General features: G+C 72.1%; 21 protein-coding genes. 15 read left to right on the top strand and 6 right to left on the bottom strand.

Annotation, left to right across the window (positions count from 1 at the left end):
* Window positions 1–436: 436 nt before the first annotated feature.
* Window positions 437–1,090: a Tat pathway signal sequence domain protein gene (locus OG866_RS09930; protein WP_329333424.1), complete on the top strand. Its 654-nt coding sequence runs from the start codon at window positions 437–439 to the stop codon at window positions 1,088–1,090.
* Between the two features lie 146 nt (window positions 1,091–1,236).
* On the opposite strand, the gene OG866_RS09925 is transcribed toward OG866_RS09930, so the two are convergent.
* The gene (locus OG866_RS09925) at window positions 1,237–2,166 is read right to left on the bottom strand and encodes a lytic polysaccharide monooxygenase (protein WP_329333422.1); all 930 of its coding nucleotides are present in this window, start codon (window positions 2,164–2,166) and stop codon (window positions 1,237–1,239) included.
* 371 nt (window positions 2,167–2,537) lie between these two features.
* Between OG866_RS09925 and OG866_RS09920 the strand changes: the two genes are divergently transcribed.
* From OG866_RS09920 to OG866_RS09910, 3 genes are all read left to right on the top strand, one after another.
* Window positions 2,538–4,343, top strand: a complete 1,806-nt coding sequence (locus OG866_RS09920) for a S8 family peptidase (protein WP_329333420.1) — start codon at window positions 2,538–2,540, stop codon at window positions 4,341–4,343.
* Between the two features lie 288 nt (window positions 4,344–4,631).
* Entirely contained in the window at window positions 4,632–5,279 is a 648-nt protein-coding gene (locus OG866_RS09915; RefSeq protein WP_329333418.1) for a ScbR family autoregulator-binding transcription factor, read from the top strand.
* 22 nt (window positions 5,280–5,301) lie between these two features.
* Window positions 5,302–6,471, top strand: a complete 1,170-nt coding sequence (locus OG866_RS09910; RefSeq protein ID WP_329333416.1) for a damage-control phosphatase ARMT1 family protein — start codon at window positions 5,302–5,304, stop codon at window positions 6,469–6,471.
* A gap of 6 nt (window positions 6,472–6,477) precedes the next feature.
* Here the strand turns inward: OG866_RS09910 and OG866_RS09905 are convergent, their stop codons facing one another.
* Window positions 6,478–7,746, bottom strand: a complete 1,269-nt coding sequence (locus tag OG866_RS09905; protein ID WP_329333415.1) for a cytochrome P450 — start codon at window positions 7,744–7,746, stop codon at window positions 6,478–6,480.
* 97 nt (window positions 7,747–7,843) lie between these two features.
* On the opposite strand from OG866_RS09905, the gene OG866_RS09900 reads away from it, so the two are divergent.
* The 5 genes from OG866_RS09900 (at window position 7,844) to cyc2 (ending at window position 13,550) form a co-directional block, all read left to right on the top strand.
* A complete protein-coding gene (locus tag OG866_RS09900) occupies window positions 7,844–8,815 on the top strand; it encodes an ABC transporter substrate-binding protein (protein WP_329333413.1) in 972 nt (323 codons plus the stop codon).
* 22 nt (window positions 8,816–8,837) lie between these two features.
* Complete coding sequence (locus OG866_RS09895) at window positions 8,838–9,629, top strand: ABC transporter permease (RefSeq protein WP_329333411.1); 792 nt, start codon at window positions 8,838–8,840, stop codon at window positions 9,627–9,629.
* On the top strand, window positions 9,626–10,447 hold the full coding sequence (locus OG866_RS09890) for an ABC transporter permease (protein ID WP_329333409.1): 822 nt from the start codon (window positions 9,626–9,628) through the stop codon (window positions 10,445–10,447). Before OG866_RS09895 ends, OG866_RS09890 begins: the two co-directional genes overlap by 4 nt.
* Entirely contained in the window at window positions 10,444–11,196 is a 753-nt protein-coding gene (locus OG866_RS09885) for an ABC transporter ATP-binding protein (protein WP_329333407.1), read from the top strand. The genes OG866_RS09890 and OG866_RS09885 overlap by 4 nt, the downstream gene beginning before the upstream one ends.
* A gap of 170 nt (window positions 11,197–11,366) precedes the next feature.
* Complete coding sequence (gene cyc2 / locus OG866_RS09880; protein WP_329333406.1) at window positions 11,367–13,550, top strand: germacradienol/geosmin synthase Cyc2; 2,184 nt, start codon at window positions 11,367–11,369, stop codon at window positions 13,548–13,550.
* On the opposite strand, the gene OG866_RS09875 is transcribed toward cyc2, so the two are convergent.
* Entirely contained in the window at window positions 13,543–15,015 is a 1,473-nt protein-coding gene (locus OG866_RS09875) for a hypothetical protein (RefSeq protein WP_329333405.1), read from the bottom strand. The two genes, cyc2 and OG866_RS09875, sit on opposite strands and share 8 nt — an antisense overlap.
* A 164-nt stretch (window positions 15,016–15,179) precedes the next feature.
* Here OG866_RS09875 and phsA point away from each other — a divergent pair, with 164 nt between their 5' ends.
* Window positions 15,180–17,048 (top strand): O-aminophenol oxidase PhsA, encoded by a 1,869-nt coding sequence (gene phsA / locus OG866_RS09870; protein ID WP_329333404.1) that lies wholly within the window; start codon window positions 15,180–15,182, stop codon window positions 17,046–17,048.
* On the opposite strand, the gene OG866_RS09865 is transcribed toward phsA, so the two are convergent.
* Window positions 17,033–17,770, bottom strand: coding sequence for a CTP synthase C-terminal region-related (seleno)protein (locus OG866_RS09865; RefSeq protein ID WP_329333402.1), 738 nt, complete (start codon window positions 17,768–17,770; stop codon window positions 17,033–17,035). The genes phsA and OG866_RS09865 overlap by 16 nt on opposite strands.
* Before the next feature lie 86 nt (window positions 17,771–17,856).
* On the opposite strand from OG866_RS09865, the gene OG866_RS09860 reads away from it, so the two are divergent.
* Window positions 17,857–18,717 carry a LysR family transcriptional regulator gene (locus OG866_RS09860; protein ID WP_329333400.1) on the top strand — a complete coding sequence of 287 codons (861 nt, stop codon included), beginning with the start codon at window positions 17,857–17,859 and terminating at the stop codon, window positions 18,715–18,717.
* Window positions 18,718–18,922: 205 nt separating this feature from the next.
* Entirely contained in the window at window positions 18,923–19,510 is a 588-nt protein-coding gene (locus tag OG866_RS09855; protein WP_329333398.1) for a PDZ domain-containing protein, read from the top strand.
* Between the two features lie 25 nt (window positions 19,511–19,535).
* Here OG866_RS09855 and OG866_RS09850 read toward each other — a convergent pair whose 3' ends face one another.
* Complete coding sequence (locus OG866_RS09850) at window positions 19,536–20,279, bottom strand: metallophosphoesterase (protein ID WP_329333396.1); 744 nt, start codon at window positions 20,277–20,279, stop codon at window positions 19,536–19,538.
* 218 nt (window positions 20,280–20,497) lie between these two features.
* On the opposite strand from OG866_RS09850, the gene OG866_RS09845 reads away from it, so the two are divergent.
* Both OG866_RS09845 and OG866_RS09840 read left to right on the top strand, forming a co-directional pair.
* On the top strand, window positions 20,498–21,625 hold the full coding sequence (locus OG866_RS09845) for an aminopeptidase P family protein (protein WP_329333394.1): 1,128 nt from the start codon (window positions 20,498–20,500) through the stop codon (window positions 21,623–21,625).
* 43 nt (window positions 21,626–21,668) lie between these two features.
* Complete coding sequence (locus tag OG866_RS09840) at window positions 21,669–22,607, top strand: aminoglycoside phosphotransferase family protein (protein WP_329333393.1); 939 nt, start codon at window positions 21,669–21,671, stop codon at window positions 22,605–22,607.
* 16 nt (window positions 22,608–22,623) lie between these two features.
* Here OG866_RS09840 and treZ read toward each other — a convergent pair whose 3' ends face one another.
* On the bottom strand, window positions 22,624–24,369 hold the full coding sequence (gene treZ, locus OG866_RS09835) for a malto-oligosyltrehalose trehalohydrolase (protein WP_329333392.1): 1,746 nt from the start codon (window positions 24,367–24,369) through the stop codon (window positions 22,624–22,626).
* 132 nt (window positions 24,370–24,501) lie between these two features.
* On the opposite strand from treZ, the gene OG866_RS09830 reads away from it, so the two are divergent.
* The gene (locus OG866_RS09830; RefSeq protein ID WP_329333390.1) at window positions 24,502–25,053 is read left to right on the top strand and encodes a DUF1707 and FHA domain-containing protein; all 552 of its coding nucleotides are present in this window, start codon (window positions 24,502–24,504) and stop codon (window positions 25,051–25,053) included.
* Window positions 25,054–25,212: the final 159 nt, after the last annotated feature.

Genomic DNA, 25,212 nt, shown 5'->3' with positions numbered 1-25,212 from the left:
CTTGACGTTGACTGACCATCAGGTCTACAACTTGCCCTGGCTCGACCCGGATCCGTGGCGCCGGATCCGCTGCGCGGCACTGCCCGCGCCTCCCGGACGTCCTGTCCGTCACCGGGCACATCTGTGCCCGTCTCCTCCCCTCTGGCACCCGCACGGTCACTTCCCCCCTGGTCCGTGCCGGGTCGCCGCTTCCCGCCCGGCCCGGCCGGGGATCACCCCACGATCCCCGGCCGGTGCCCGGACGGCTGCCGTCGTCGGTCCGTGACGTACGGAGAAGGCGTCACGGACCGGCGCCGACGGACACCGCGCCGCGTCCACCCTCACCCCCTTCACCCCCCACCCCCTCACCTCCACCCCTCACTCCCCGCCCCCCACCGGGACCCCCGGGGCCCCCTACCCCCCTCAACCCCCCTCACCTCGGAAAGAGGCATCCCGCATGCGTACGCGTTCCCTGCTCACCCTCACCGCCGCCGTCGCCGGCTTCGCCCTGTCTGCCGTCAGCCCCGCGTCGGCCGCCGACAACGTCCTCACCACCGGTTCCGCGGGCGGCGACGCCGTCGCCACCGGCACCGCGGTCTCCGCGTCCCTGGCCGGCGGCACCACCGCGACCCTCTACTCGAGCGCGACCGGCACCACGGGCATCACCTGCACCACCTCGCAGTTCAACGCGACGGTCGACAGCAACCCGTCCGCTCCCGGCACCGCCTCCGAGACGCTCACCGGGCACACCTTCAGCAACTGCACCTCGAACAACGTGGGCGTCACCGGTGTCACCAGCGTCACGGTCAACAACCTGGCGTACACCACCACCGTGGCCTCCGACGGCACCGTCGCCGTGACCCCGGGGAGCGCCGGGGCCATCCAGACCACCGTCGTGCTCAAGACCCTGCTGGGCAGCGTCACCTGTGTCTACCAGGCGACGAACGGCAGCCTCGCGGGCACGGCCGCCAACGCCGACAACAGCATCCAGTTCACCAACCAGCAGTTCACCAGGAGCTCCGGCTCCTCGCTCTGCCCGAGCAGCGGCTACTGGACCGCGAAGTACGCCCCGGTCGCCACCTCCGACGGCGCGGCGGTCTACACCAACTGACGCGACCACAGGCCGAGTTCGCCTGAGGCCGCTTGAAGCCGCCAGAGGCCGCCTGAGGCCGCCTGAGGCCGCCTGAGTTCGCCGACGACCGGTGTGTTCCTGCCGGTCGTCGGCGTACGTGCCTCCCGCCGGCCCCGAGATTCCGCTCACCTCCGCCGCAGGCGCAGCGCCAGAGCGGCACCCCCGGTGAGGACCAGCACCGCGGCGGCGCCGCCCGCCACCAGAGGGGCCGAGGGGCCCGAGCCGGTGGTGTCGGTGGCCGCCACCGGCGTGGTGTCGGTGCGCGGGGCCGTCGTACGGGGCTCGGCGCTCGGCGTCGTGCTCGGGGCTGTACGGGCCTTCGCGGCGCCCGAGGCCGAGGCCGAAACGGAAGCCGAGGCCGGAGGTGAGGACGAGGGCGGGGATGTCGGCTCGGCGGTCTGCTCGGCCTTGCCCTTCGCCGCCGGGAACACCACGTCCGAGCAGGAGTAGTAGGTGTCCGGCGTGCTGGTGTTCTGCCAGATCGTGTACAGGACATGGCGGCCCGTACGGTCCGAGGGGAGCGTCGCGCGGATGCGGTACGCGCCGTCCGTCAGCGCCGGGTCCTTGACCGTGGCGAACGGCTGCTCGGGAAGGTCGGACCAGGTGAGCGGCTTCGTCGGGTCGTAGCCGGGCTTGGTGAGATAGAGCTTGAAGCTTCCCGTGTGGGGGATCGTCGAGGCGTACTTCATCGTCAGCGTCGCGCCCGGCGTCAGATGCGTCGACGGCCAGTCGGCGCGGGCCAGGTCGAGGCCCTTGTAGGCGGGCAGACCGCCGCTGCACAGCTCGCCGTCGCGGACGGTCTGGCGGTCGCGTCCGTTCACGTTCGCGATCCGCAGGTTGTCCCAGGCGGTGAAGGGCGTGCCATTGGCGGCGACGGCCGCCCGGCAGGCCGCGGACCGCGCCCGGTCGCCACCCTCGGGTGAGCAGGCGTACACCCGGCTCACCGGATCGGTCGGCGCGCCGTGCGCCTGTGCCGGGGCGGCCGCCCAGACGGTGGTCAGGAGCGGTGCTACGACCGCCAGGGCGGCGGTGCGGTATGCGGTCATCCGGGACATCCGGAACGTCTCCTCGGCCGGCGCGGGAACGGTTTGCTCCCGTGCAGTACGGAAACCGGGCCCGGCGCGTTCACCGCCGGACATCGGCCGCAAAGGCGGGGGACATCAGCCGTAAAAGGGTGCATCGGCCCCCCAACTCCCGGACAGCGAGGGTGGGTTTCCGGCCGGATCGAGGGTTTCCCCTGTATTCACATGACCTTCCCTTTGCCTATCGTTCAGGCCACAGCTGACCCACAGGTAACCCCCTCCCTGGTCGCTGGCGCTCGGCCGGTCTCGCGCCGCTTTTCGACCCACCCCCCGCCGCTTCACCGACGAAGCGAACCCACCGCTGCTCCGCGCTGCCCGGAGTACGGCCACGAAAGGCAAAGCCCTTGCGTACTTCGCCCTCCCTCCGACGGAAGATGGTCTCCGTCGCCGCGGTCTCGGCCGCGCTGTTCACGGCGGCCACCGCCACGGTGGCCACGGCCCAGGAAGCCGCCGCCCCTAAGGCAGCCGCCGTGCCCGCCGCGCAGACCGAGGCCGCCCCCGGCGTCACCGCCGAGCGGCTCATCGTCGGCTACAAGTCCGGCGCGACCGAGGCGAAGTCGAACTCGGCCGCCGAGGCGGACGCCGTCGCCAAGGGCAAGGGGGCCGGTGAGGACGTCGACTTCCAGCGCCGCCTCGGCACCGGTGCCGCCCTCGTCGACCTGGGCGCCGACGCCTCCCGTGCGGACGTCGCCGATGTCGTCGCCGAGTACAAGGCCGACCCGCAGGTCGCCTACGTCGTACCGGACCGCCTGAACAAGCCGCAGGCCGACCCGAACGACACCGAGTACGCCAAGCAGTGGGACCTGTTCGAGGCCACGGCCGGCATGAACGTCCCCGGCGCCTGGTCCACCGCGACCGGCTCCGGCGTGACCGTCGCCGTCATCGACACCGGCTATGTCGCCCACACCGACCTCGCCGCGAACATCGTCGGCGGCTACGACTTCATCTCCGACACCGCCGTCTCGGTGGACGGCGACGGCCGCGACAGCAACCCGGCGGACCCGGGCGACTACTACGCCGCCAACGAGTGCGGTTCCGGTATCCCGGCGTCCAACTCCTCCTGGCACGGCACCCACGTGGCCGGCACCATCGCCGCGGTCACCAACAACAGCAAGGGCATCGCGGGCATCGCCTACGGCGCGAAGATCTCCCCGCTGCGCGTGCTCGGCAAGTGCGGCGGCTACGACTCCGACATCATCGACGCCATCACCTGGGCGTCCGGCGGCACCGTCTCCGGCGTGCCCGCCAACACCAACGTCGCCAAGGTCATCAACATGAGCCTGGGCGGCGACGGTGCCTGCACCAGCGCGACCCAGAGCGCCATCACCGCCGCCGTGAACCGCGGCACCACGATCGCCGTCGCCGCGGGCAACGACAACGACAACGTCGCGAACCACTCGCCGGGCAACTGCAACAACGTCATATCCGTGGCCGCCACCAACCGCACCGGCGCCAAGGCCTCGTACTCCAACTACGGCTCCCTGGTGGATATCTCGGCCCCCGGCGGCCAGACCAGCACCGGCACCGCCAACGGCATCCTGTCCACGCTGAACTCCGGCACCAAGACGGCGTCGACCGAGAACTACGCCTACTACCAGGGCACCAGCATGGCCACCCCGCACATCGCGGGCCTCGTCGCGCTGCTGAAGTCGGCCAACTCCTCGCTGACCCCGGCCCAGATCGAGTCGGCCATCAAGGCCAACGCCCGTGCCCTGCCCGGCGCTTGCTCGGGCGGCTGCGGCGCCGGTCTCGCGGACGCCGCGAAGACCGTGGCCGCCGTCAGCGGTGGCGGTACGACGACGGGGACGACGTACTCCAGCACCTCCGCGGTCGCCATCCCGGACAACAGCTCGGCGATCGAGTCCTCCATCGCGGTCAGCGGCCGTACCGGCAACGCCCCTTCGGCCCTCAAGGTCGCCGTCGACATCACCCACACCTACCGCGGTGACCTGGTGATCAGCCTCGTCGCCCCGGACGGCACGGTCTACACCCTGAAGTCCGCCAGCTCCTCGGACTCCGCGGACAACGTCAACACCACCTACACCGTGGACGCTTCGAGCGAGACGGCCAACGGCACCTGGAAGCTGCGCGTCCAGGACACCGCGGCGCAGGACACGGGCACGCTCAACAGCTGGAAGCTGACTTTCTGAGTCATAGCTGATCCCGTTGGACAAGCGGGCCGACCGGTGCGGATGGAGCACCGGTCGGCCCGCTTTTTTGTTGCACATTTCTGTACTGAGCGACCGGTTTTCTTCAAGACCCATTGCGCCTTACACGCGAGTGGTGAATAAGTTGTGGGAGGTCTGAAGACTGAAGGGAGTTGGGGTGCCCTCGGATAGCCGTCGCACCGTGAGATATCGTGTACGGGGAGTAAGAAACAAACGGCATGGCCTGTTCTTTTCGGGTCCTGCTCTCTCGCCCCCAGGAGAGTCCCATCGATGGCTAGGCAGTTACGCGCCGAGCAGACCCGAGCGGCGATCATCGCGGCCGCCGCGGACCTGTTCGACCGGCACGGTTACGAGTCGACCAGCCTGAGTGACATCGTCGATCACGCCCAAGTCACCAAGGGCGCCCTCTACTTCCACTTCGCGGCGAAGCAGGATCTCGCGCACGCCATCATGGAACTCCAGTCCAGAACCCTGCGCCGGCTGGCCGCCGACATGGACGACCGCGGCCTCTCCCATCTGGAGGCCCTGATCCGCACCACGTTCGGGATCGCCCGGCTCGCCGTCGAGGGCCCCGTCCCCAGGGCCGGCCTCCGCCTTGCCACCGAGGGTCTCCCAGTGCCGCCGCCGCTGTCCCATCCCTTCGAGGAATGGCTGGACATCACCACCGGCAAACTCTTCGGCGCGGTCACGGACGCCGACCTCCACCCGGACATCGATGTCGAAGCCGCAGCTCACTCCCTTGTCTGTTCCCTCGTCGGCACCCGTGTCGTGGGCCGCTCCCTGGAACCCGTCACCCGACAGCCGCGCCGGCTGGCCGAGATGTGGCACATCCTGATCCGCGGCCTGGTGCCGGTACCCCGCCGCGCCCGCTATCTGAGCCTCGCCACCCAGCTGGAGCGGGAGATCAGAATCCCCTGACCCGGGCGGTACGGTGGCGCGCATGCCCCACACCCCGCCCGTGCTCCACAGCGACGAACCCGGCTCGTTCCCGTACAGCGTGCTCGCCGAACGGCACCCCGCGATCGTGCGGCAGGTGCGCGAGGCCTTCCCCTACGGCCCGGACCAGCACCGCGCCCTCGACGCCCTGGTGGAGAACTGCACCAAGGGTGTCATCGAGCCGCTGCCCGCCGACGCGCCGGACCGTGACCGCTGGGCGGCCTGGGGAGCGGACGAGTACATCGGGCGGTCCTGGTTCGACCTCCCCTGGCTCTGGTCCGAGAGCTGGTTCTACCGCCGACTCCTCGACGCGGTCGGCTACTTCGGCCCCGGCCCCTGGCAGGGCGTGGACCCCTTCCGCCCCTTCAAGCTCGCCGAACTCGACGCCCCGGAGACCGACGAGGAACTGGCCGCCCTCGACGACCTCGCGGACCGGCCGGCCGACGAACAGGCCGCGGCCCTGCTGCACGGCTCCCTGTGGGGCAACCGTGCCGACCTCGGCTTCCGGCTGTCGGACGAGCACGCCGAGGCCCGCGCCGCCGTCCCCGGCCTGGTCGCCGACGACAGCGCCGCACTCCGGTCGCTCCTCGACGGCGCGGACACCCTGTGCCTCGTCGCCGACAACGCGGGCCGTGAACTCGTCCCCGACCTGCTCCTGATCGCCCATCTCCTCACCCACGGCCGGATCCGCCGGGCCGTCCTGCACGTCAAGCCGTACCCGTACTACGTCTCCGACGCCACGACCGCCGACGTGGTCGACGCCCTGCGCCGACTGACCCGCTCCCAGGGCGCCGCCGCCGACCACGGACACACGCTGTGGTCGGCGATGGCCGACGGCCGCCTCACCGTCCGCGCCCACCCCTTCTCCTGCGCCCCGCTGCCGTACGAGGACATGCCCGACGACCTGCGCGCCGAACTCGCCGACGGCACGCTGACCGTCCTCAAGGGGGACCTCAACTACCGTCGTCTGGTGGGCGACCGGCGCTGGCCGCCGACCACCCCCTTCGCCGATGTCACCGCTTACTTCCCCGGCCCGGTGGCGGCGCTGCGCACCCTGAAGTCCGACGTGATCACGGGCCTCACGCCCGCCACGGAGGCCGCCCTGGTGGCGGCGGAGGGACAGCGCTGGCGCACCGGGGGGACACACGCGCTCATCCAGGTGCGGCAGCGGTGAAGGCTCTCAAACAACCTGTGCCGGAAGCGACTTGAGCCCGTTGATGAAGTTCGACACCAGCCGCCGGGCCGGTCCCGCCGGCCGCAGCACCGGCAGCGCGCGCAACGCCTCCGCGTACAGCGCCCGCAGCTGAAGCCGGGCGAAGTGAGCGCCCAGGCAGATGTGCGGGCCGTCGCCGAAGGACACGTGCGGGTTCGGCGCACGGGACAGATCCAGCCGGTCCGGGGCGTCGAAGACCCGCTCGTCCCGGTTGGCGGAGGCGTGGAAGACGACCACCTTGTCCCCGGCCCCGATCCGCCGCCCCGCCAGCTCGGTGTCGCGCACGGCGGTCCGGCGGAAGGTGAGGACCGGCGGGTGCCACCGCAGCAACTCGTTGACGGCGGCGGTGAGTTCGACGCCGCCGGTGCGAAGTCGCTCGTACGACCGCGGGTGCTCCGCCAGTGCCAGCAGTCCGCCCGGGGCAGCGCTGCGCACGGTGTCGTTGCCCGCGACGGTGAGCAGGAAGAAGAACATCTCCAGTTCCGCGTCGGCGAGTTCGGGGTCGTGGGCCAGGCTGGTCATGACGTCGTCGGCGGGGTGGCGGCGCTTGTGCGCGGCCAGTTGGCGGGCGTACGCGAACATGTCCTGGAGCATCGCGGGGGAGCGTGGGTCGACCGGCTTGCCCGCCTCGTCCAGCGCCGGGGTGCCGGCCTCGTCGGGGTCCTGGTAGCCGATGACCCGCCGCGTCCAGTGCAGCAGCAGGCCGCGGTCCCGCTCCGGGACACCGAGCAGGTCGGCCAGGTTGAGCAGGGCGTAGTCGTCGGTGACCGCGGTGACCAGGTCGACGGTGCCGTCCGCGGCGCGGGCCGTCGCCAGGGCGTCGGCGAACAGTGTGCGGGCCCGCTCCTCGACGGCCTCGGTGAAGCGGGCGATACGTCCCGGGGTGAACGCCCGGCTGACCAGCCGTCTCAACCTCCCGTGTCCGGGCGGATCCTGATTGAGCATCATGCGCCGGATGAACGGCAGATCGGCCGGGTCGGGATCGCGGATCTGGGTCGCGCCGAGATGCGACGAGTAGGTCGCCGCGTCCCTGAGCACGCGCACCACGTCCGCGTGCCGGGTCACCGCCCAGAACCCGGGACCGGCGGGCCAGCCCAGCACCTCGGGCTCCTCCTGCCGGGCCACCGGATGGTGGTCGCGCAGGACGCGGTAGTCGTCGTACGGCACTCCGGCCGCGTACCGGCGAGGATCGAACACATCGGGGACCGGCGGGGCCATGGGCGCCGTAGGGGTCATGTGACCACGGTGACCGACGTCTCGTGTTTTTCCAAGAACGTCGATTCGGCTGGCATGTATGTAGTGATCATGCCAAGCGGAGGGTCATCATGCGGCCATGGCGTTACGTCGGTGGTGTGCGGGAAGAGGAACGGCGGCGGCGCTGGCGGTGGCTCTCGCGCTGACGCTGACGGCCTGCGGCGACGACGATGACTCAGGCGCGGCGGACGGCGGCCGGACGAAGGTCACCGTGGCCGCGCTGCCCCTGGTCGACTGCGCCATGCTCTACATCGCCCAGGACCGCGGCCTGTTCGAGAAGGAAGGGCTGGACGTCCGCATCCAGCAGATCCAGCAGAGCCTCCAGGCGCTCCCCGCGCTCTCCAAGGGGCAGATCGACATGGTGGCGAGCGCCAACTACGTCACCTACTTCCAGGCCCAGGAGAAGGGCACCCTCGACCTCCGCATCGTCGCCGAGGCGATCCGGGCCGCGCCGCACATGATGGACGTGCTGGTCCCCAAGGACTCGGACATCAAGTCCGTGGCCGACCTCACGGGCCGCGAACTTGCCGTCAACGTCCTCAACAACGTCCAGTCGCTGACCTTCAACGAGATCGTCGCGGAACAGGGCGCAGGCAAGCCCGTCTACCGGCAGATCCCGTTCCCGCAGATGGGTGCCGCCCTCGACAAGGGGCAGGTCGACGCCGTGCACGCGGTCGAGCCCTTCGACAGCGCCATCCAGGACGAGTTGGGGGCGCGGGTACTGGTCGACGGGGCGTCCGCGCCGGTGCAGTCCATCCCGCTCAGCGGCTACCTCACGACGGAACGCTACGCGACCGGGCACGCCAAGGCGCTCGCCGCCTTCCAGCGGGCCATCAGGGGCGCCGTCGCGATCGCCGCCGCGGACCCGGACGCCGTACGGGACATCCTGCCGACCTACACCAAGGTGACCGCGCGGCAGGCGAAGAAGATCGACCTGCCGGTCTTCCCGCCGACCATGGACGCCACCCAACTCGCCCGGCTCACCGACCTGATGAAGAAACAGGGGATGCTGGACAAGCCGATAGATCCGGCGACGCTGCTGGTGAAGTGAGAGAGGTCCCGGGAGGCGTGCGGTGAGGCGGCGGCAGGAGCTGGGGCTCGGGGCGCTCGGCGTGCTGCTCGCCTTCGGGGTGTGTGAGGCGGTGAGCCGGGCCGGGATCGTCCGTCGCAGCTACCTCCCCCCGGCCTCCGAAGTCCTGGCCCGCGCGGTGGAGTTGGCGGGCGACAGCGCGTTCCTCGACGGAGTCGGCGCCACCCTGCTCGCCTGGGCGCTCGGTCTCCTGCTGGCCGTCGTCCTCGCCGTTCCGCTCGGCCTGCTGCTGGGCAGCGTCCCGGTCGTCGACGCCGCCGCTCGCGCCGTCGTGGAGTTCCTGCGGCCCCTTCCGTCCGTGGCGCTGATCCCGCTGGTCTCCCTGCTGCTCGGCTCGGGCACGGAGACGAAGGTCGCGCTCGTCACCTACGCGTCCGTGTGGCCGATCCTCTTCAACACCGTCTACGGCCTCGGCGAGACCGACCCCCTCGCCAAGGACACCCTCCGCGCCTTCGGCTTCGGCCGTCTGTCGGTCCTGCTCCGCGTCGAACTGCCCCACACCGCCCCCTTCATCGCCGCAGGCATCCGCATCTCCGCCGCCGTCGCCCTCATCCTGGCCGTCGCCACCGAGATCCTCTCCGGCTTCGGCGAGGGTCTCGGCATCTTCATCGCCCAGTCGGGCCTGGCCACGGACGGCACCCGGGACGTCCTCGCGGGAGTGGTGTGGGCGGGGGTGCTGGGGCTGGTCATCAACGGGGTGCTGGTCCGGGGCGAGCGGCTGCTGTTCCCGTGGACGGCGGGGGAGCAGGAGCAAGAGGCCGGGGTGGGCAGGTGAGCGGCCAGGGGAAGCGGCCGGGGGCACGCCTCCCCGCCGGCCTCCGGCACGCCCTCCTCCGCTGGGTCGTCCTCGCCCTGGCCGTGGCCGTCTGGGAGACAGCCGCCCGCGCGCACAGGAGCGTCTACTTCCCGCCACCCGTACGCATCGCACGCCACATGTACGACCTGTGGTTCTCGGGACCCGTCCGGACCATGTTCCTCACCCGGGCCGCCGTCGCCGACATCCTGCCGAGCCTCGGGCGGATGGCCGCGGGGTTCGCGCTCGCCGCCGTCGCCGGGATCGCGCTCGGCGTCGCCGTCGGCCGCTCGCGGCGCGCGTACGCCGTCTGCAACCCCGTCCTACAGTTCGCGCGGGCCGTCCCGCCGCCCGCCCTGGTCCCGGTGTTCGTCGTGGTCCTCGACTTCGGTACGCCCATGCAGATCGCGTCGATCGTGTTCAGCGCCGTCTGGCCGGTGCTGATCAACACCGCGGAGGGCGCCCGAGCCACCGACCCACTGCGCCTCGACGTGGCCGCCGTGCTCCGCCTGGGTCCCGTCGAGAGACTCCTGTTGCTGATCCTCCCGTCCGCCCTGCCCCGCATCTTCGCGGGCCTGCGGCTGAGCCTTTCCCTCTCCCTCGTCCTCATGGTGTTCTCCGAACTGCTGCCGGGCACCGCCAACGGCATCGGCTTCACCCTCACCGACGCCCAGACCCGCTCCGACCTGCTGACCGTCTGGGCGGCCCTCGTTCTGCTCGGCACCCTCGGACATCTGCTCAACACCGGTCTGCTGGCGGTCGAGAAGCGCCTCGTCGGCAAGGGAAGGGCGACCGTATGACGCTCCACCTCGACGCGGTCGGCCAGTACTACGGCGACCACCCGGTCCTCCACGACCTCACCCTCACCGTTCCCGACGGCCAACTCCTGTGCGTGGTCGGCCCGTCCGGCTGCGGCAAGTCCACCCTCCTGCGGACCGTCGCCGGACTGCTGCCCGCCCGCGAGGGCGAGGTCACCCTCGACGACACCCCCGTCACCGGCGTCCCCGACCGCCTCGCGGTCGTCTTCCAGGACTACGGCCGCTCCCTCTACCCCTGGCTCACGGTCCGCGACAACGTCGCCCTCCCGCTGCGCCGCCAGGGCCTCGGCCGCGCCGAGCGCCGTACGGAGGCCGAGCGCATCCTGGACCGCGTCGGCCTCGACGGCACCGCCCGCCGCCACCCCTGGCAGCTCTCCGGCGGTATGCAGCAGCGCGTCGCCATCGCCCGCGCCCTGGTCTGCCGCCCCCAGCTGCTGCTCATGGACGAACCCTTCGGCTCCCTGGACGCCCAGACCCGCGAGGACCTGGAGGACCTCCTCCTGGAGGTCCACCGCACCGACGGCACGACCATCGTGTTCGTCACCCACGACATCGACGAGAGCGTCTACGTCGGCGACCGCGTCGTCGTCCTGTCCCCGGGCCCCGGCTCCCGCATCGTCCTCGACCTGCCGGTCCAACTCCCGGGCAAGCGGGAACAGATCGCCACCCGCGGGCTGCCGGAGTTCGTGGCGCTACGGGCGGAGGTGGGCCGGGCGGTGCGGGGCGGCTGACCCGGGTCTCCGCAGCTTTTGTCGGGGTGGACGGTCCGTGGTCTCCACAGGTCCCGTCAGTCTCCACAAGTCCCGGCCGAGTTCGCCCAGTTCAGCCCGGATTCACGCGATGGTGTGATCATGTGCCGCGCCGCGGATGTCCCCCGAAGGGCATGGGTAGAGCCCGGGCCATGACGCAGCAGCCCTTCGAACTCCCGCACTTCTACATGCCGTATCCCGCTCGGCTGAACCCGCACCTCGACGAGGCCCGTGCCCACTCGACGGCGTGGGCGCGCGAGATGGGCATGCTGGAAGGGTCCGGGATCTGGGAGCAGTCCGACCTCGACGCGCACGACTACGGACTGCTCTGCGCCTACACCCACCCCGACTGCGACGGCCCCGCCCTCTCCCTGATCACCGACTGGTACGTGTGGGTCTTCTTCTTCGACGACCACTTCCTGGACATGTTCAAACGCACCCCGGACCGCGCCGCCGGCAAGGCGCACCTGGACCGGCTGCCGCTGTTCATGCCGATGGACCCCCAGACCCCGGTGCCCGAGCCGCGCAACCCGGTCGAGGCGGGGCTCGCCGACCTGTGGACGCGGACCGTGCCCGCCATGTCGGCGGACTGGCGGAGCCGCTTCGCGGTGGCCACCGAGCACCTGCTCAACGAGTCGCTGTGGGAGCTGTCCAACATCGACGAGGGCCGGGTCGCCAACCCCGTCGAGTACATCGAGATGCGCCGCAAGGTGGGCGGCGCCCCCTGGTCGGCGGGGCTCGTGGAGTACGCGACCGCCGAAGTCCCCGCGCCCGTCGCGGAGTCGAGGCCGCTGAGGGTCCTCATGGAGACGTTCTCCGACGCGGTGCACCTGCGCAACGACCTGTTCTCCTACCAGCGCGAGGTCGAGGACGAGGGCGAGAACAGCAACGGCGTGCTGGTCCTGGAGACCTTCTTCGGCTGTACGACACAGGAGGCCGCCGACACCGTCAACGACGTCCTGACCTCCCGCCTCCACCAGTTCGAGCACACCGCCCTGACCGAAGTGCCCGCACTCGCCCTGGAGAAGGGCCTCACCGCGCCCGAGACCGCCGCGGTCGCCGCCTACGCCAAGGGACTTCAGGACTGGCAGTCCGGCGGCCACGAATGGCATCTGCGCTCCAGCCGCTACATGAACGAGGGCGCCCGCTCCACCTCGCCCTGGCACGGCCTCACCGGCCCCGGCACCTCCGCCGCCGACGTCGGCGCCCTGCTCGCCTCGGCCGGCGCGGAACGCCTGCGCGCGTACACGCACGTGCCGTACCAGAAGGTCGGCCCGTCCCTGCTGCCCGACTTCCACATGCCCTTCCAGGTCGAGCTGAGCCCCCATCTGGACGCCGCCCGCCCCCGCCTCACCGCGTGGATGCACCGCATGGGCATGCTCCAGGAGGGCGTCTGGGACGAGGACCGGCTCGTCGCCGCCGACCTCGCGCTCTGCTCGGCGGGCCTCGACCCGGACGCGACACCCGAGGACCTCGACCTCAGCGCGCGGTGGCTGGCCTGGGGGACGTACGCCGACGACTACTACCCGCTCGTCTTCGGCCACCGCCGCGACCTGGCCGGCGCCCGGACCGCCACCCGGCGCCTGGCGGACTGCATGCCCGTCGACGGCGAGCAGATCCCCGCCCCGGTCAACGGCCTGGAGCGCGGCCTCGTCGACCTGTGGGCCCGCACCACGGCAGGGATGACCCCCGACGCGCGGCGCACGCTGAAGGACGCCGTGAACGTGATGACCGAGAGCTGGGTCTGGGAGCTCTCCAACCAGATCCAGAACCGCATCCCCGACCCGGTCGACTACCTGGAGATGCGCCGCGCCACCTTCGGCTCCGACCTCACCCTGAACCTGTGCCGGAACGGCCACGGCCCCGCCGTTCCGCCGGAGGTCCAGCGCAGCGGTCCCGTCCGCTCGCTGGAGAACGCCGCCATCGACTACGCGTGCCTGCTCAACGACATCTTCTCGTACCAGAAGGAGATCGAGTACGAGGGCGAGATCCACAACGCGATCCTCGTCGTGCAGAACTTCTTCGGCATCGACTACCCGGCCGCCCTCAAGGTCGTCCACGACCTCACCACCCAACGCATGCGGCAGTTCCAGCATGTCGCCGCCCACGAATTACCGGTCGTGTACGACGACTTCAAGCTGTCGGAGGAGGCGCGCGAGGTGATGCGGAACTACGTCGTCGATCTCCAGCACTGGATGGCGGGCATCCTGCACTGGCATCGGACGGTCGACCGCTACAAGCCCGACTTCCTGGCCCGGCGCGCCCACGGTTTCCTCCCGGACCGGTCCCCGGCACCGCAGCCGCCGCTACCCCTGTCGCTGCCCCTGGTCAGCTGAGCCCGCGCACCCGTCCGGCGGCCCGCTCGGCGAGCTCCCGGACGCCCCGCGCGGCGGACTCCGAGAGCTCGCCGCGTATCGCCTCGGCGGCGCCCAGCACCGCGCGGGCCTCCTCGGCGGAGCCGGCGTCGGCCAGGGCGAGGGTGAGCTCGAAGTGCTCCTCGGCGAGGTACCGGCCAAGACTTGTGCCCCGCCAGAAGCCCAGCGAGTCGTCGCCCGGTTTCGCCAGGGTGTCCCGGAGCGCGGCCAGCGTGCGGTCGGCCGAGGGGAGCAGCCCCGCCTCCCGCTCCAGGCGGGCCTGGGTCAGCCGGGCCGAGACCCGGTCGCACGCCGTCTCCTGGAGCGCCGTGTGCAGGCGCTGGACGCGCAGCGCCTGGCCCGGCTCACCGATCCGCTCGAAGTCGTCGACCAAGGAGGACAGTTCGGCGGTGTCGAGGCGGGTGGGGTCGTCGGGGCGGCGCAGCAGGCCCTGGTCCAGCTCGATCGCGTCGAACCGGCGGATCAGCGCGCACCGGGCGTGGTGCGTCATGCCCTGGTCCACGGCCAGGTCGGTCCAGGTGTACAGCGGCTCGTCGGCGGGGTCCGTGCCGAACAGCAGGTCGTCCATCTCCCGGGCCCACCGGGGCAGTTCGGCCGGGTCGGCGTCGGGGCCGGGAAGCTCGCTCAGTCCGCACGCCGTGTCGAAGTCCGTCCGCCGCACCTTGTCCAGCAGCGGCAGGTCCTCGGCACCGCCGTACAGCCCCACCAGCACGGCGGCGAGCCGGAGTTCGTCCGTCATCGACGACCCCGCCTCATGCCGCAGCAGATGCCTCAGCAGGCCGAGGTCGCCCTCCGCGCGGTCGAACTGTGCGGCCCGCAGCGCGAGTCGGCGTCGTACGGGATCCTCGGCCACCGCGTCCCACACCGCGCGGTCCGTCGCCCGCAGCGCGGCCAGATCGGCGCGGCCGGCGGCGAGGACGGGCTCCCAGAGCGGCGGCGGGGGCGGGCCGATGAGGTCATAGGCGCGGCCCTCCTCCGCGTTGAGCAGCAGGAAGTCGGGTTCGGTGCGGGCCAGCGCGGCGTCCAGCAGGGCCTCCAGCTCAGCGCGGGGGCGCTCCGGGAAGCCCAGCGCGGTGCGCAACTCGGTCCGCGCCCGCTCCAGACTGACGTCCTCCTCGTCGTCCGCGTCCGCGTAGTCCTCCTCGTCCGCCAGGCCGATCATGATCTCCAGCGCCTCGTCGACACTGGCGCCGACGATCCCGGCCGAGCCCTCGGAGTCGGCGTACAGCACCGAGCCGTCCTCGCACACGAAGTACGTACCGCCCCCGGCGTCGCCCGCGACGATCCGCAGCGGGCCGCCCGAGGCGAGGCGGACCGGCTCCACATGGCCGTACCCGGCCCGCTCGACGTCGAAGTCGAAGGGGTACGCGGCGAGTTCGGCGAGGCGGGCGTCCTGGAGGAGGAGCCGCAGGGCGTGATCGTTCATGCCGCAGAACGTAACAGCCGCCGCCGACAACAGGATTTGATGATTCCGATTATGTTTCCCGAAAGTTTTCGCACGGAGCCAGGCGTTCAGGCAACTTCGCCGATGAACCCGGGGTCTTGTGAGGTGAGGGGAACAGACGACAGAACGCACGGGGGTGTTCGGCCTTGACCGAGATCATCGAGAGGATCACCGAAGGGGACCCGAAGGAGCGGACGCCGGCCCCGGGTGAACTGACGCCGTACGTGGCGTCGTTACCCGTCCCGCCGGTCCTGCGCCCGGACTCGGGCAACGTACTGCGCGAGACGGAGATCGTCCTGCACCCGACCTGGGTGCGGATGCACCCGCAGCTGCCGCCGACGCTGATGTGGGGTTACGAGGGACTGGTGCCCGGTCCGACCATCGAGGTGCGGCGCGGGCAGCGCATCCGCATCGCCTGGACCAACCGCATTCCCAAAGGCAGCGAGTACCCGGTCACCGCGGTGGAGGTGCCGGCCCGGCCGCCCGGCGTCCCGCCCGCCACCACCGAACCGGGCCGGGGCGGCGTCAAGCCCAACGAGGACGTGGCCGCGCTGCCCGCCTGGTCGGTGACCCATCTGCACGGAGCGCAGACGGGCGGCGGCAACGACGGCTGGGCGGACAACGCGGTCGGCTCCGGCGACGCCCAGCTCTCCGAGTACCCGAACGACCACCAGGCGGTCCAGTGGTGGTACCACGACCACGCCATGAACATCACCCGGTGGAACGTGATGGCGGGCCTCTACGGCACCTACCTCGTCCGCGACGAGGAGGAGGAAGCGCTCCATCTCCCTTACGGGGAGCGGGAGATCCCGCTGCTCCTCGCCGACCGCAACCTCGACACCGACGAGGACGGCCGGCTCAACGGACGGCTGCTGCACAAGACGATCGTGGTGGACCCCGCGAACCCGGAGACGGGCAAGCCGGTGACCCTGCCCTTCGCGGGCCCGTACACCACCGTCAACGGCCGCATCTGGCCGTACGCCGACGTGGAGGACGGCTGGTACCGCTTCCGCCTGGTGAACGCGTCCAACGCGCGGATCTACGAACTGGTCCTCCTCGACGAGGACGACCAACCGGTGTCCGGCATCGTGCACCAGATCGGCAGCGACGGCGGCCTGCTGCCACGCCCGGTGGCGATCGACTTCGACGGCGCGCTGCCCACCCTGACCGCCGCCCCGGCCGAACGCTTCGACCTGCTGGTCGACTTCCGCGGCCTCGCGGGCCGCAGGCTCCGCCTGGTCAACAAGGGTCCTGGACAGCCCGCGGGCGTGCCCGACCCGGTGGGCGGCGTGCGCTACCCGGCGGTCATGGAGTTCCGCGTCCGCGAGGGGTGCGACGACGACACCTTCGAACTGCCCGAGGTGCTCTCCGGGTCCTTCCGCAGGATCACCCACGACGTGGCGCACGGCCACCGGCTGATCGTGCTCACCCCGCCCGGCACCAAGGGCGCCGGCGGGCACCCCGAGATCTGGGAGATGGCCGAGGTCGAGGACCCGAGCGGCATCGTGTTCCCGGCGGAGGGGATCATCCAGGTGACCGGTCCCGACGGCACCACCAGGACCTACCGGCGCACGGCACGGACCTTCAACGACGGCCTGGGCTTCACCATCGCCGAGGGCAGCCACGAACAGTGGAGCTTCCTCAACCTCGCGCCGATCACCCACCCGATGCACATCCACCTGGCCGACTTCCAGGCGCTCGGACGCGACCCGTACGTCGTGAGCGGCTTCGACCAGGCGGTCGGCGGGACCCGCACACCGATCGCGTTCAACCCGGACGTCACCGTCCCGCTCGCGCCCAACGAGCTCGGGTACAAGGACGTCTACCGGGTGCCCGGCGGCCAGATGCTGCGCATCATGGGGAAGTTCGACGGCGCGTACGGCCGGTTCATGTACCACTGCCACTTCCTGGAGCACGAGGACATGGGCATGATGCGGCCCTTCGTGGTGATGCCCGCCGAGGCGCTGAAGTTCGACCACGGCGGCGGCCACCACGGAGGTCACCCGGCGGGCTGAGGCTCCCGCCGCGCCGCCTGTGCCACGGCGGCCCGCGCCAGCGCCCGGACCATCGGGTGCGGGCGCGAGCCGTCGCCGGACAGCTCGGGCTGGAACAGCGAGGCCAGGAAGAACGGATGCTCCGGCAGCTCGACGATACGGACGTGGCCGTCCTCGTCGTACCCGGAGAAGCGCAGACCGTGCGCGCGCAGGGTGTCGAGATGGCGGGAGGGGCCGTACGCGCAGAAGTAGCGCTCGACCGTGCGCTCCGAACCGATCACGGACTGGGCGAGCGAGCCCGGCTCGATCGTGACCACGCCCTCGTGGCCGACCAGCGAACACGCCAGCGGCTCGATGAGGAAGTCGTCGGCGTCGGGGTCGTTCTCGGCGTGCGCCACGCGCGCGAGGCCGCACACGTCGCGGGCGTACTCCAGGAGCGCGTGCTGGAACCCGCCGCATGTGCCCAGGAACGGAATGCCCGTCACGCGCGCGGTGCGGATCGCCGCGAGCACCCCCTCCTCGCTGCGGTAGGGGCTGCCCGGCAGCACCCACACCGCGTCGAAGCCGGACACGGCGTCCTCGGCCGCGGCCTCCTCGGAGGGGATCCAGTAGGCGTCCAGGACGAGCCGGTCGCGTTCGGCGAGGGCGTCGAGGAGGAGCGGGATGCGGGCGTGGGAGGCGACGTCGGGGGAGCGGTCGCCGACCAGGGCGATCCGCGCGGTGCGCTCTGCTGCGTTCGTCATGCCCTCATCCTGGGCGCGCCCGCTGGATCGCGTCCAACGATGATTTCTGCATGCTCGATAAGCGATGCTGATGAGACGCTGTCGGTATGGACCCGCACCTCCTGCGCACGTACGTCACCGTCGCCCGGCTGGCCTCCTTCTCCGAGGCCGCGCGCGAGCTGGGCTACACCCAGTCCGCGGTGTCCCAGCACATCCAGGCCCTCGAACTGGACCTCGGCGCACCGCTGCTGACCCGCCGCCCCGTCGCGCCCACGGCGGCCGGCGAGCGGCTCCTGGAGCACGCGGGCCCGCTGCTGCTGCGGCTGGACGCGGCGCGCGCGGACGTCGTCCGCATGGCGTCCGCGCCGGAACACGGACTCACGCTCGCCGCCGCGCCGACCGCGCTCGCCGCCCGGGTCCTCGCGGCGCTTCCGGCCGCCGGGGTGACCTTGCGGGTGCTGGCCCGCGACGCCATCGCCGTGGCCGTCGCGACCGGCACCGCCGACCTCGGTCTGGTCGACGGCCTCGCCGCCCCCAGCGACCCGCTGCGGCTGCCCGACGTCGCACCGCTGACCACACGCGGCGCGGGCGAGGAGCCCGTGTGCGTACTGCTGCCCGCCGGCCATCCGCTGGCCCGGCGCCCCGGGCTGCGCCTCGGTGATCTGGCCGACGCCCGCTGGCTGGACGCCCCCGACGCCGGACTGCCGCTGGCCCACCTCCGCGCGGCCAACGGTGGCCAGGGCTTCCGCACCGCCCTGCGCTACGACGGCACCGACCTCCACACCCTCACCTCCCTCGCCGCGGCGGGCCGTGGCCTGACGCTGCTGCCCCGCTCGGTCGCCACCGGCGTCCCGAACGCGACCGCCGTCCCGCTCACCGCACCCCGGGTCGTGCACCGGACGGAACTGGTGCACACGGGGGCACCGCGCGGCGCGGCGGCGAGGCTGGTGGACATCCTGACGGGATGAGGGACGTACTGACGGGGTGAGGGACCTGCTGACGGGATGAGCGAACCCGCACCGCGAAGGACCACGACGCCTATGGCTTCCCTCTGTTGACCGCCGGTCAGTCTCACTCGTTCGTGGCACGTCGGGCGCCGGTGTGACGGGTAGAGCACCAGCCGGGACCGCTCCGTATCCGCCGGAGGCGACCCGCGTCCGCCGGAGGCGAGCCATGGAACAGACCGCGTTGCGCCCCAAGCCGATGCCCGGCCAGGAGCCCGGCGGCGGCTCCAGGCCGGGCCCCGCCCGGCGCCCGCACGCCGCCCGCAGGCGCGGCCGACGGCTGCGCACCGTGCTCCTCGCGCTGTTCGTCGGCACGGTACTGGTCCTGTCCGGCGTCGGCCTCGGCACCGTGGGGGCCACGGTGATCGGCATGAGCAAACTCGCGCAGATGCAGCGGGAGCTGGGCGGCTCGGCCCGGCCCGGCCCGGCGGCCCCCGCTCGCCCGGCCCCCTCGCCGTCCCTGACGCCCAGCCCGTCCGTATCGACTCGGATCGCCGCGACGCTCGGTGTGGAGGCGGTGGACGCGGAGAAGGTGGGCGCACTGCTCGTCGGCGTCCATGTGCCGGGGCCCGGCTACACGGCGGGCCTGGTCCGGGGCGATGTGCTCCTACAGGTCGGCAAGGCGCGGGTCGACTCGGCGGCCGACCTCGCGCGCGCCGTCGCCTCCGCCCGCCCCGGCAAGGCGGTCATCTTGACGGTCCGTCATCAGAGCGGCGGATACCAGCAGTTGACGGCCGTACCGGGCATCGTCACATGACGGCCTGCCGTCGCACCCGGCATCGTCACGTCACCACCCGGAAGTGGCTCGTGAGCCGCCCCGCGTCGTCCAGGACGTGGAACGCCAGCCCCACGGGCGCGTCCCGGTCGGCCACCTGTTCGCCCTCCCACGGCAGCCGCAGCGTCCAGGTCACCCCCGGCCCGACGACCAGCGGCCGCCCGGCGAAGACGCTCGCCGCCGGGGTGTGGGCGTGCCCCGTGATCAGGCCCGCGATCTCGGGGCGGCGGTCGAGCAGCGCGGCCAGCCGGTCGGCGTCCCGCAACTGGTAGGCGTCCGGCAACGGGTGATGCAGCGCCACCGGCGGGTGATGGAAGGCGAGCAGCGCACGCCGGTTCCCGCCGAGCCCGTCGAGCGTCGCCTCGATCCAGTCGTACGTCTCCTCGTCCAGGGCGCCTTCGTCGCTGCCCGGAATGCTGGAGTCGCACATCAGCACCGCCGCGTCGTCGAAGACGCGCACGCTGTTGACCGGCCCGTCGGCCGCCGGCAGCCCGAGCAGCGCCTTGCGGTACGGGGCGCGGCAGTCGTGGTTGCCCGGGCAGGTCAGCACGGGGAACGGCGCGTCGCTCAGCAGGCGCGCGGCCTCCTCGTACTCCGCCTCCGCGCCGTGGTCCGCGATGTCGCCGGTCACCAGCAGCGCGTCCACCCGCCCCGGAAGCCCCCACAAGTGGTCGCGCACCCGCCTCGCGCGCGTGGTGGCCCGTTCGCTTCCGTCCAGATGCGGATCGCTGATGTGCGCGAGTACGAGCACGGTCGTACGCCTCCCCTGATGGCCTTAATGGTGTACGGCGATTCAAGCATTAGCTCTAATGCTTGAGCAATCCATAACCATTAAGTGAGGGAAAAGGTCTGGTCGCTGCGGAGCCGCGGTGCGGCGGGCCCCGTGAACCGGCTCGCGCCGCCCCCGCCGACCGGGCAGGATGCTGCCCGTAGTACCTGTTGTCCCTCTGTCAGCCCAGGGAGGCCCGGATGACCGGGAGCACGCCCGCGCCCTTCACCGCCGACGACTACCGGGCCCGCATGGAGCGCGCCGCCCGGGCCGCCGCCGACGCCGGACTCGCCGGACTGCTCGTGGCCCCAGGGCCCGACCTGGTCTGGCTCACCGGCTACGCCCCCACCGCGATCACCGAACGGCTCACCCTGCTGGTCCTCGCCCCCGGCCAGGACCCCGTCCTCGTCGTCCCCACCCTGGAGGCCCCCGACGCCGCCCACGCCGTGGGCGCGCCCGCGCTGACCCTGCGCGACTGGACCGACGGCAAGGACCCCTACGCCGCCACGGCGACCCTTCTCGACTCCGGCGGCCGGTTCGGCATCAGCGACAACGCCTGGGCGATGCACCTGCTCGGTCTCCAGAAGACCCTGCCGAACACCTCCTACGCCGCCCTCACCGACGCCCTGCCGATGCTCCGGGCCGTCAAGGACGCGGCCGAACTGGAGCTCCTGGCAGCCGCGGGCGCGGCTGCCGACGCAACGTTCGAGGAGATCCGGAAGGTTCCCTTCGGCGGTCGCCGCGAGTCCGAGGTCGGCGCCGACCTCGCCGACCTGCTGCGCCGGTTCGGGCACTCCCAGGTCGACTTCACCATCGTCGCCTCGGGCCCCAACGGCGCCAACCCGCACCACGAGGTCGGCGACCGCGTCATCGAACGCGGCGACATGGTCGTCCTCGACTTCGGCGGCCTCAAGGACGGCTACGGCTCCGACACCTCCCGCACCGTCCACGTGGGCGAGCCCACCGACGAGGAGCGGCGTGTGCACGACCTCGTCCGCGAGGCCCAGGAGGCGGGCTTCCGAGCCGTGCGCCCCGGGGTCGCCTGCCAGGAGGTCGACCGGGCCGCCCGCAAGGTCATCACCGACGCCGGCTACGGCGAGTACTTCATCCACCGCACCGGCCACGGCATCGGCGTCACCACGCACGAACCGCCGTACATGATCGAGGGCGAGGAGCAGCCCCTCGTGCCCGGCATGTGCTTCTCCGTGGAACCCGGCGTCTATCTGCCCGGCCGCTTCGGCGTCCGCATCGAGGACATCGTCACGGTCACCGAGGACGGCGGCCGTCGCCTCAACGACACCAGCCGCGAGATGGTCATAGTGGACTGAGCAGTGTTCAGGAGCCCCGACCCCGAGTGACAACGGCGCGACCATGACCCAGGCACCGACACCCACCGCGGACACCGTCCGCCGGCTGGTCCGTTCCCTCCTCAAGGACGCCTCCGACACGGCCGGGCCGGACGTCCGGCCGGTCACCGAGAGCGCCGAGCCCGCCACCTGGTGGGTCGGCGACCGGCATGTGCTGCGCCTGGCCCCCGACCGCGAGGCCACCGTGCGCCAGCGCCGCGAACTGCGCCTGCGTGACCTGGTCCGCGCCCATGTCCCGGTCTCCGTCCCGACCGGGATCGCCCACGGCGAGTGGGCGCCGGGCCTGACGTACACGCTCGACAGCAAGCTGCCCGGCGGCTCCGCGCGCGAGCACGACGTGTCCGCCGTCGGCGAGGCCGACCTGGCCGCGTTGCTCACCGGGCTGCGCGAGGTGCCCGCCCGGCAGGCCGAGACCCTGGGCGTGCCACGCATCGCCCCGCGCTCCCTGGAGGCGCTGCGCCGCGGTGCCGAACGCGCCGCCGAACTCCTCGCCGCCGCCGACGAGTTCGACCCCGTGCGCCTCCATCAGCTGACCCAGCCGGCCGCCGTGCAGCTCGCCGCGCAGCCCGGCACCGCCGTCCTCGTCCACCACGGCCTCACCGGCGACCACCTCGTCGTCAGCGCCGACGGCAGGGTGCGTGGCGTGCTCGGCTGGGCCGACGCGGTGCTCGGTGACCCCGCGGAGGACATCGCCGGGCTCGCGCTCACCGTCGGTGCGCCCGCCGCCGTGCGCGCCGCCACCCTCGCGGGCTACGGCGCCCGACCCTGCCTGCGCGGCCTGTGGCTCGCCCGCTGCGACGCGGTCGTCGGCCTCGCCACCCGCCTCCAGGGCCGCGACGCCACCCCACTGCCCGAACTGCGCCTCCGGCTCAGCCACGCCTGGGAGGCGATCCTGCTGGAACGGGTGACGGAGCTGCGGGAGGGCGAGGGGGAGGATCTCTGAGGGCGCTCGGGGATGCTCACTCCTGGAGCAGCACCACGCACGACTCCCCGGGCACCTCCAGCACGCCGTCCGCCCCAGGCGCCGCCACCGGCTCCCACGCCGCCAGCACACGCGCCTGACGGGGCCCCAGAGGGATCGCGGCGGTCTCCTTGGCCAGATTCACCGCCACCCGTACGTCACCGCGCCGGAAGGCCAGCCAGCGCCGCCGCTCGTCGTAGGCCACCTTGGTGTCGGCCAGGTCCGGGTCGGTGAGGTCGGGCTGTTCGTGGCGCAACGCGATGAGCAGGCGGTACCAGGCGAGCACGCGCGCGTGGGGCTCGTCCTGCGGCTCGGACCAGTCCAGGCAGGAGCGCTCGCGGGTCGCCGGGTCCTGCGGGTCGGGCACGTCCTCCTCGGCCCAGCCGTGCGCCGCGAACTCCCGCCGCCTGCCCCGCCGTACGGCCTCGGCGAGCTCCGGGTCGGTGTGGTCGGTGAAGAACTGCCAGGGCGTCCCCGCCGCCCACTCCTCGCCCATGAACAGCATCGGCGTGAAGGGCGCGGTGAGCGTCAGGGCGGCGGCGCAGGCCAGCAGGCCGGGGGAGAGGGAGGCCGAAAGCCGGTCGCCCTGGGCGCGGTTGCCGACCTGGTCGTGGGTCTGGCTGTAGCCGAGCAGCCGGTGCGCGGCCACGCGGTTGCGGTCCAGCGGGCGTCCGTGGTGCCGCCCGCGGAAGCTGGAGTAGGTGCCGTCGTGGAAGTACCCGTCGGCCAGTGTCTTGGCCAGCGCCGCGAGGGGTGCCTTGCCGAAGTCGGCGTAGTAGCCCTGGGACTCGCCGGTCAGCGCGGTGTGCAGACAGTGATGGAAGTCGTCGTTCCACTGGGCGTGCAGCCCGAGGCCGCCCTCCGCGCGGGACGTGACCAGCCGTGGGTCGTTCAGATCGGACTCGGCGATCAGGAAGAGCGGCCGGCCCAGGTCGGCGGCGAGGGCGTCCACCGCCGTCGACAGCTCCTCCAGGAAGTGACACGCGCGCGTGTCCGCCAGCGCGTGCACCGCGTCCAGGCGCAGCCCGTCCAGCCGGTAGTCCCGCAGCCACGCCAGCGCACTGCCCGTCAGATACGCGCGCACCTCGTCGGAACCCGGCGCGTCCAGGTTCACCGCGGAACCCCACGGCGTGTGGTGGGTGTCGGTGAAGTACGGGCCGAACGCGGGCAGGTAATTGCCGGACGGGCCCAGGTGGTTGTGCACGACGTCCAGGACGACGCCGAGCCCGAGTTCGTGCGCCCGGTCCACGAACCGCTTCAGCGCCTCGGGGCCGCCGTACGGCTCGTGCACGGCCCACAGCGACACGCCCTCGTAACCCCAGCCGTGCCGCCCGGGGAAGGGGCACAGCGGCATCAACTCGACATGGGTGACGCCCAGTTCCACCAGGTGCTCAAGACGGTCCGCAGCCGCGTCCAGGGTGCCCTCGCGGGTGTACGTGCCCACGTGCAGCTCGTACAGGACCGCGCCCGGCAGGGGGCGCCCCGCCCACTCCGTACGCCACACGTGACGCCCATGGTCGACGACCGCGCTCAGCCCGTCCGGGCCGTTCGGCTGGCGCCGCGAGCGCGGGTCCGGCAGCACGGGGCCGTCGTCGAGCGCGAAGCCGTAGCGACTGCCGTCCGCCGCCTCGGCCTCGCCGCGCCACCACCCCGCGCGTTCGGGATCGCGCTCCAACGCGCGCGTGGCGCCGTCGCACTGGAGCGTCACACGGTCTGCCTGCGGTGCCCACACCTCGAACTGCACGGACGGTTCCCCTTCGTCTGCTCACCGTGATGTAGCCCGTCCATGGTGCTTCAAACGCGATCAGTTCGCGCGCGTGGCGGCCGATCCCGCGTTTTCTGGACACCCGGCGTCCACTGCCCGACAATCACGAGCGTGACGTCGTCCTTCGAGTTCAACACGTACCCCGCGCGGCTCTCCGACGCGGAGCGCGACAAGGCGCTGAAGGTGCTCCGCGACGGCGTCGCCATGGGACGGCTGTCGCACGACACCTTCATCCGGCGGATGGAACTCGCGCTCTCCGCCCGCCGCTCGGACGAGCTCGCCGCGCTCACCGCGGACCTGCCCTCGGAGAGCCGCCTCTCCCGTGTGGTCTTCGGCTCCGTCGAGGCGGTCTCCGGCTTCACCCAGCGACTGCGCCGCGCCTGGCAGGCCGAGCGGCTGCCCAAGCTGCTGCTGCCCCACCCCGTGGGCGGTCACCCGCTGCGCATCGGCCGCGACCCCGCCAACGGCCTCCGCCTGAGCCACGAGACGGTCTCGCGCGTGCACGCCGAACTGAGCCGCCAGGGCGGCATGTGGGTGCTGCGCGACCTCGGCTCCACCAACGGCACGACGGTGAACGGACGGCGCGTCATCGGGGCGGCCGTCGTCCGCGAGGGCGACCAGGTCGGCTTCGGGCGGATGTGGTTCCGGCTCGCCGCGGACTGAGCCGCATCCCGACGGTGCCGATTGAGGCGAACCTTAGCTCTGGCCTGGGATTTGCTCGCTGTAGAACGCTCAATTCCCTTTGCCTGCCGCGGTGTTGACGTACCTCATAAGTCGTGACTGACTGTACGTCCACCATGCACATCAGGTGAACCGACGGCA

Origin of the sequence: Streptomyces sp. NBC_00663, assembly GCF_036226885.1 — a bacterium.
Lineage (GTDB): Bacteria > Actinomycetota > Actinomycetes > Streptomycetales > Streptomycetaceae > Streptomyces.
The sequence above is the reverse complement of the archived record's forward strand: the minus strand, read 5'-3'. Positions and strand labels throughout refer to the sequence as shown.

What these genes read in the sequence shown, in the direction of transcription:
- OG866_RS09845 (WP_329333394.1), top strand. Translation starts at nt 20,498, where the DNA reads ATGACCGGGAGCACGCCCGCGCCCTTCACCGCCGACGACTACCGGGCC.
- OG866_RS09855 (WP_329333398.1), top strand. Translation starts at nt 18,923, where the DNA reads ATGGAACAGACCGCGTTGCGCCCCAAGCCGATGCCCGGCCAGGAGCCC.
- OG866_RS09865 (WP_329333402.1), bottom strand. Translation starts at nt 17,770, where the DNA reads ATGACGAACGCAGCAGAGCGCACCGCGCGGATCGCCCTGGTCGGCGAC.
- cyc2 (WP_329333406.1), top strand. Translation starts at nt 11,367, where the DNA reads ATGACGCAGCAGCCCTTCGAACTCCCGCACTTCTACATGCCGTATCCC.
- OG866_RS09840 (WP_329333393.1), top strand. Translation starts at nt 21,669, where the DNA reads ATGACCCAGGCACCGACACCCACCGCGGACACCGTCCGCCGGCTGGTC.
- OG866_RS09905 (WP_329333415.1), bottom strand. Translation starts at nt 7,746, where the DNA reads ATGACCCCTACGGCGCCCATGGCCCCGCCGGTCCCCGATGTGTTCGAT.
- OG866_RS09915 (WP_329333418.1), top strand. Translation starts at nt 4,632, where the DNA reads ATGGCTAGGCAGTTACGCGCCGAGCAGACCCGAGCGGCGATCATCGCG.
- OG866_RS09860 (WP_329333400.1), top strand. Translation starts at nt 17,857, where the DNA reads ATGGACCCGCACCTCCTGCGCACGTACGTCACCGTCGCCCGGCTGGCC.
- OG866_RS09925 (WP_329333422.1), bottom strand. Translation starts at nt 2,166, where the DNA reads ATGTCCCGGATGACCGCATACCGCACCGCCGCCCTGGCGGTCGTAGCA.
- OG866_RS09930 (WP_329333424.1), top strand. Translation starts at nt 437, where the DNA reads ATGCGTACGCGTTCCCTGCTCACCCTCACCGCCGCCGTCGCCGGCTTC.
- OG866_RS09910 (WP_329333416.1), top strand. Translation starts at nt 5,302, where the DNA reads ATGCCCCACACCCCGCCCGTGCTCCACAGCGACGAACCCGGCTCGTTC.
- OG866_RS09885 (WP_329333407.1), top strand. Translation starts at nt 10,444, where the DNA reads ATGACGCTCCACCTCGACGCGGTCGGCCAGTACTACGGCGACCACCCG.
- OG866_RS09875 (WP_329333405.1), bottom strand. Translation starts at nt 15,015, where the DNA reads ATGAACGATCACGCCCTGCGGCTCCTCCTCCAGGACGCCCGCCTCGCC.
- OG866_RS09900 (WP_329333413.1), top strand. Translation starts at nt 7,844, where the DNA reads ATGGCGTTACGTCGGTGGTGTGCGGGAAGAGGAACGGCGGCGGCGCTG.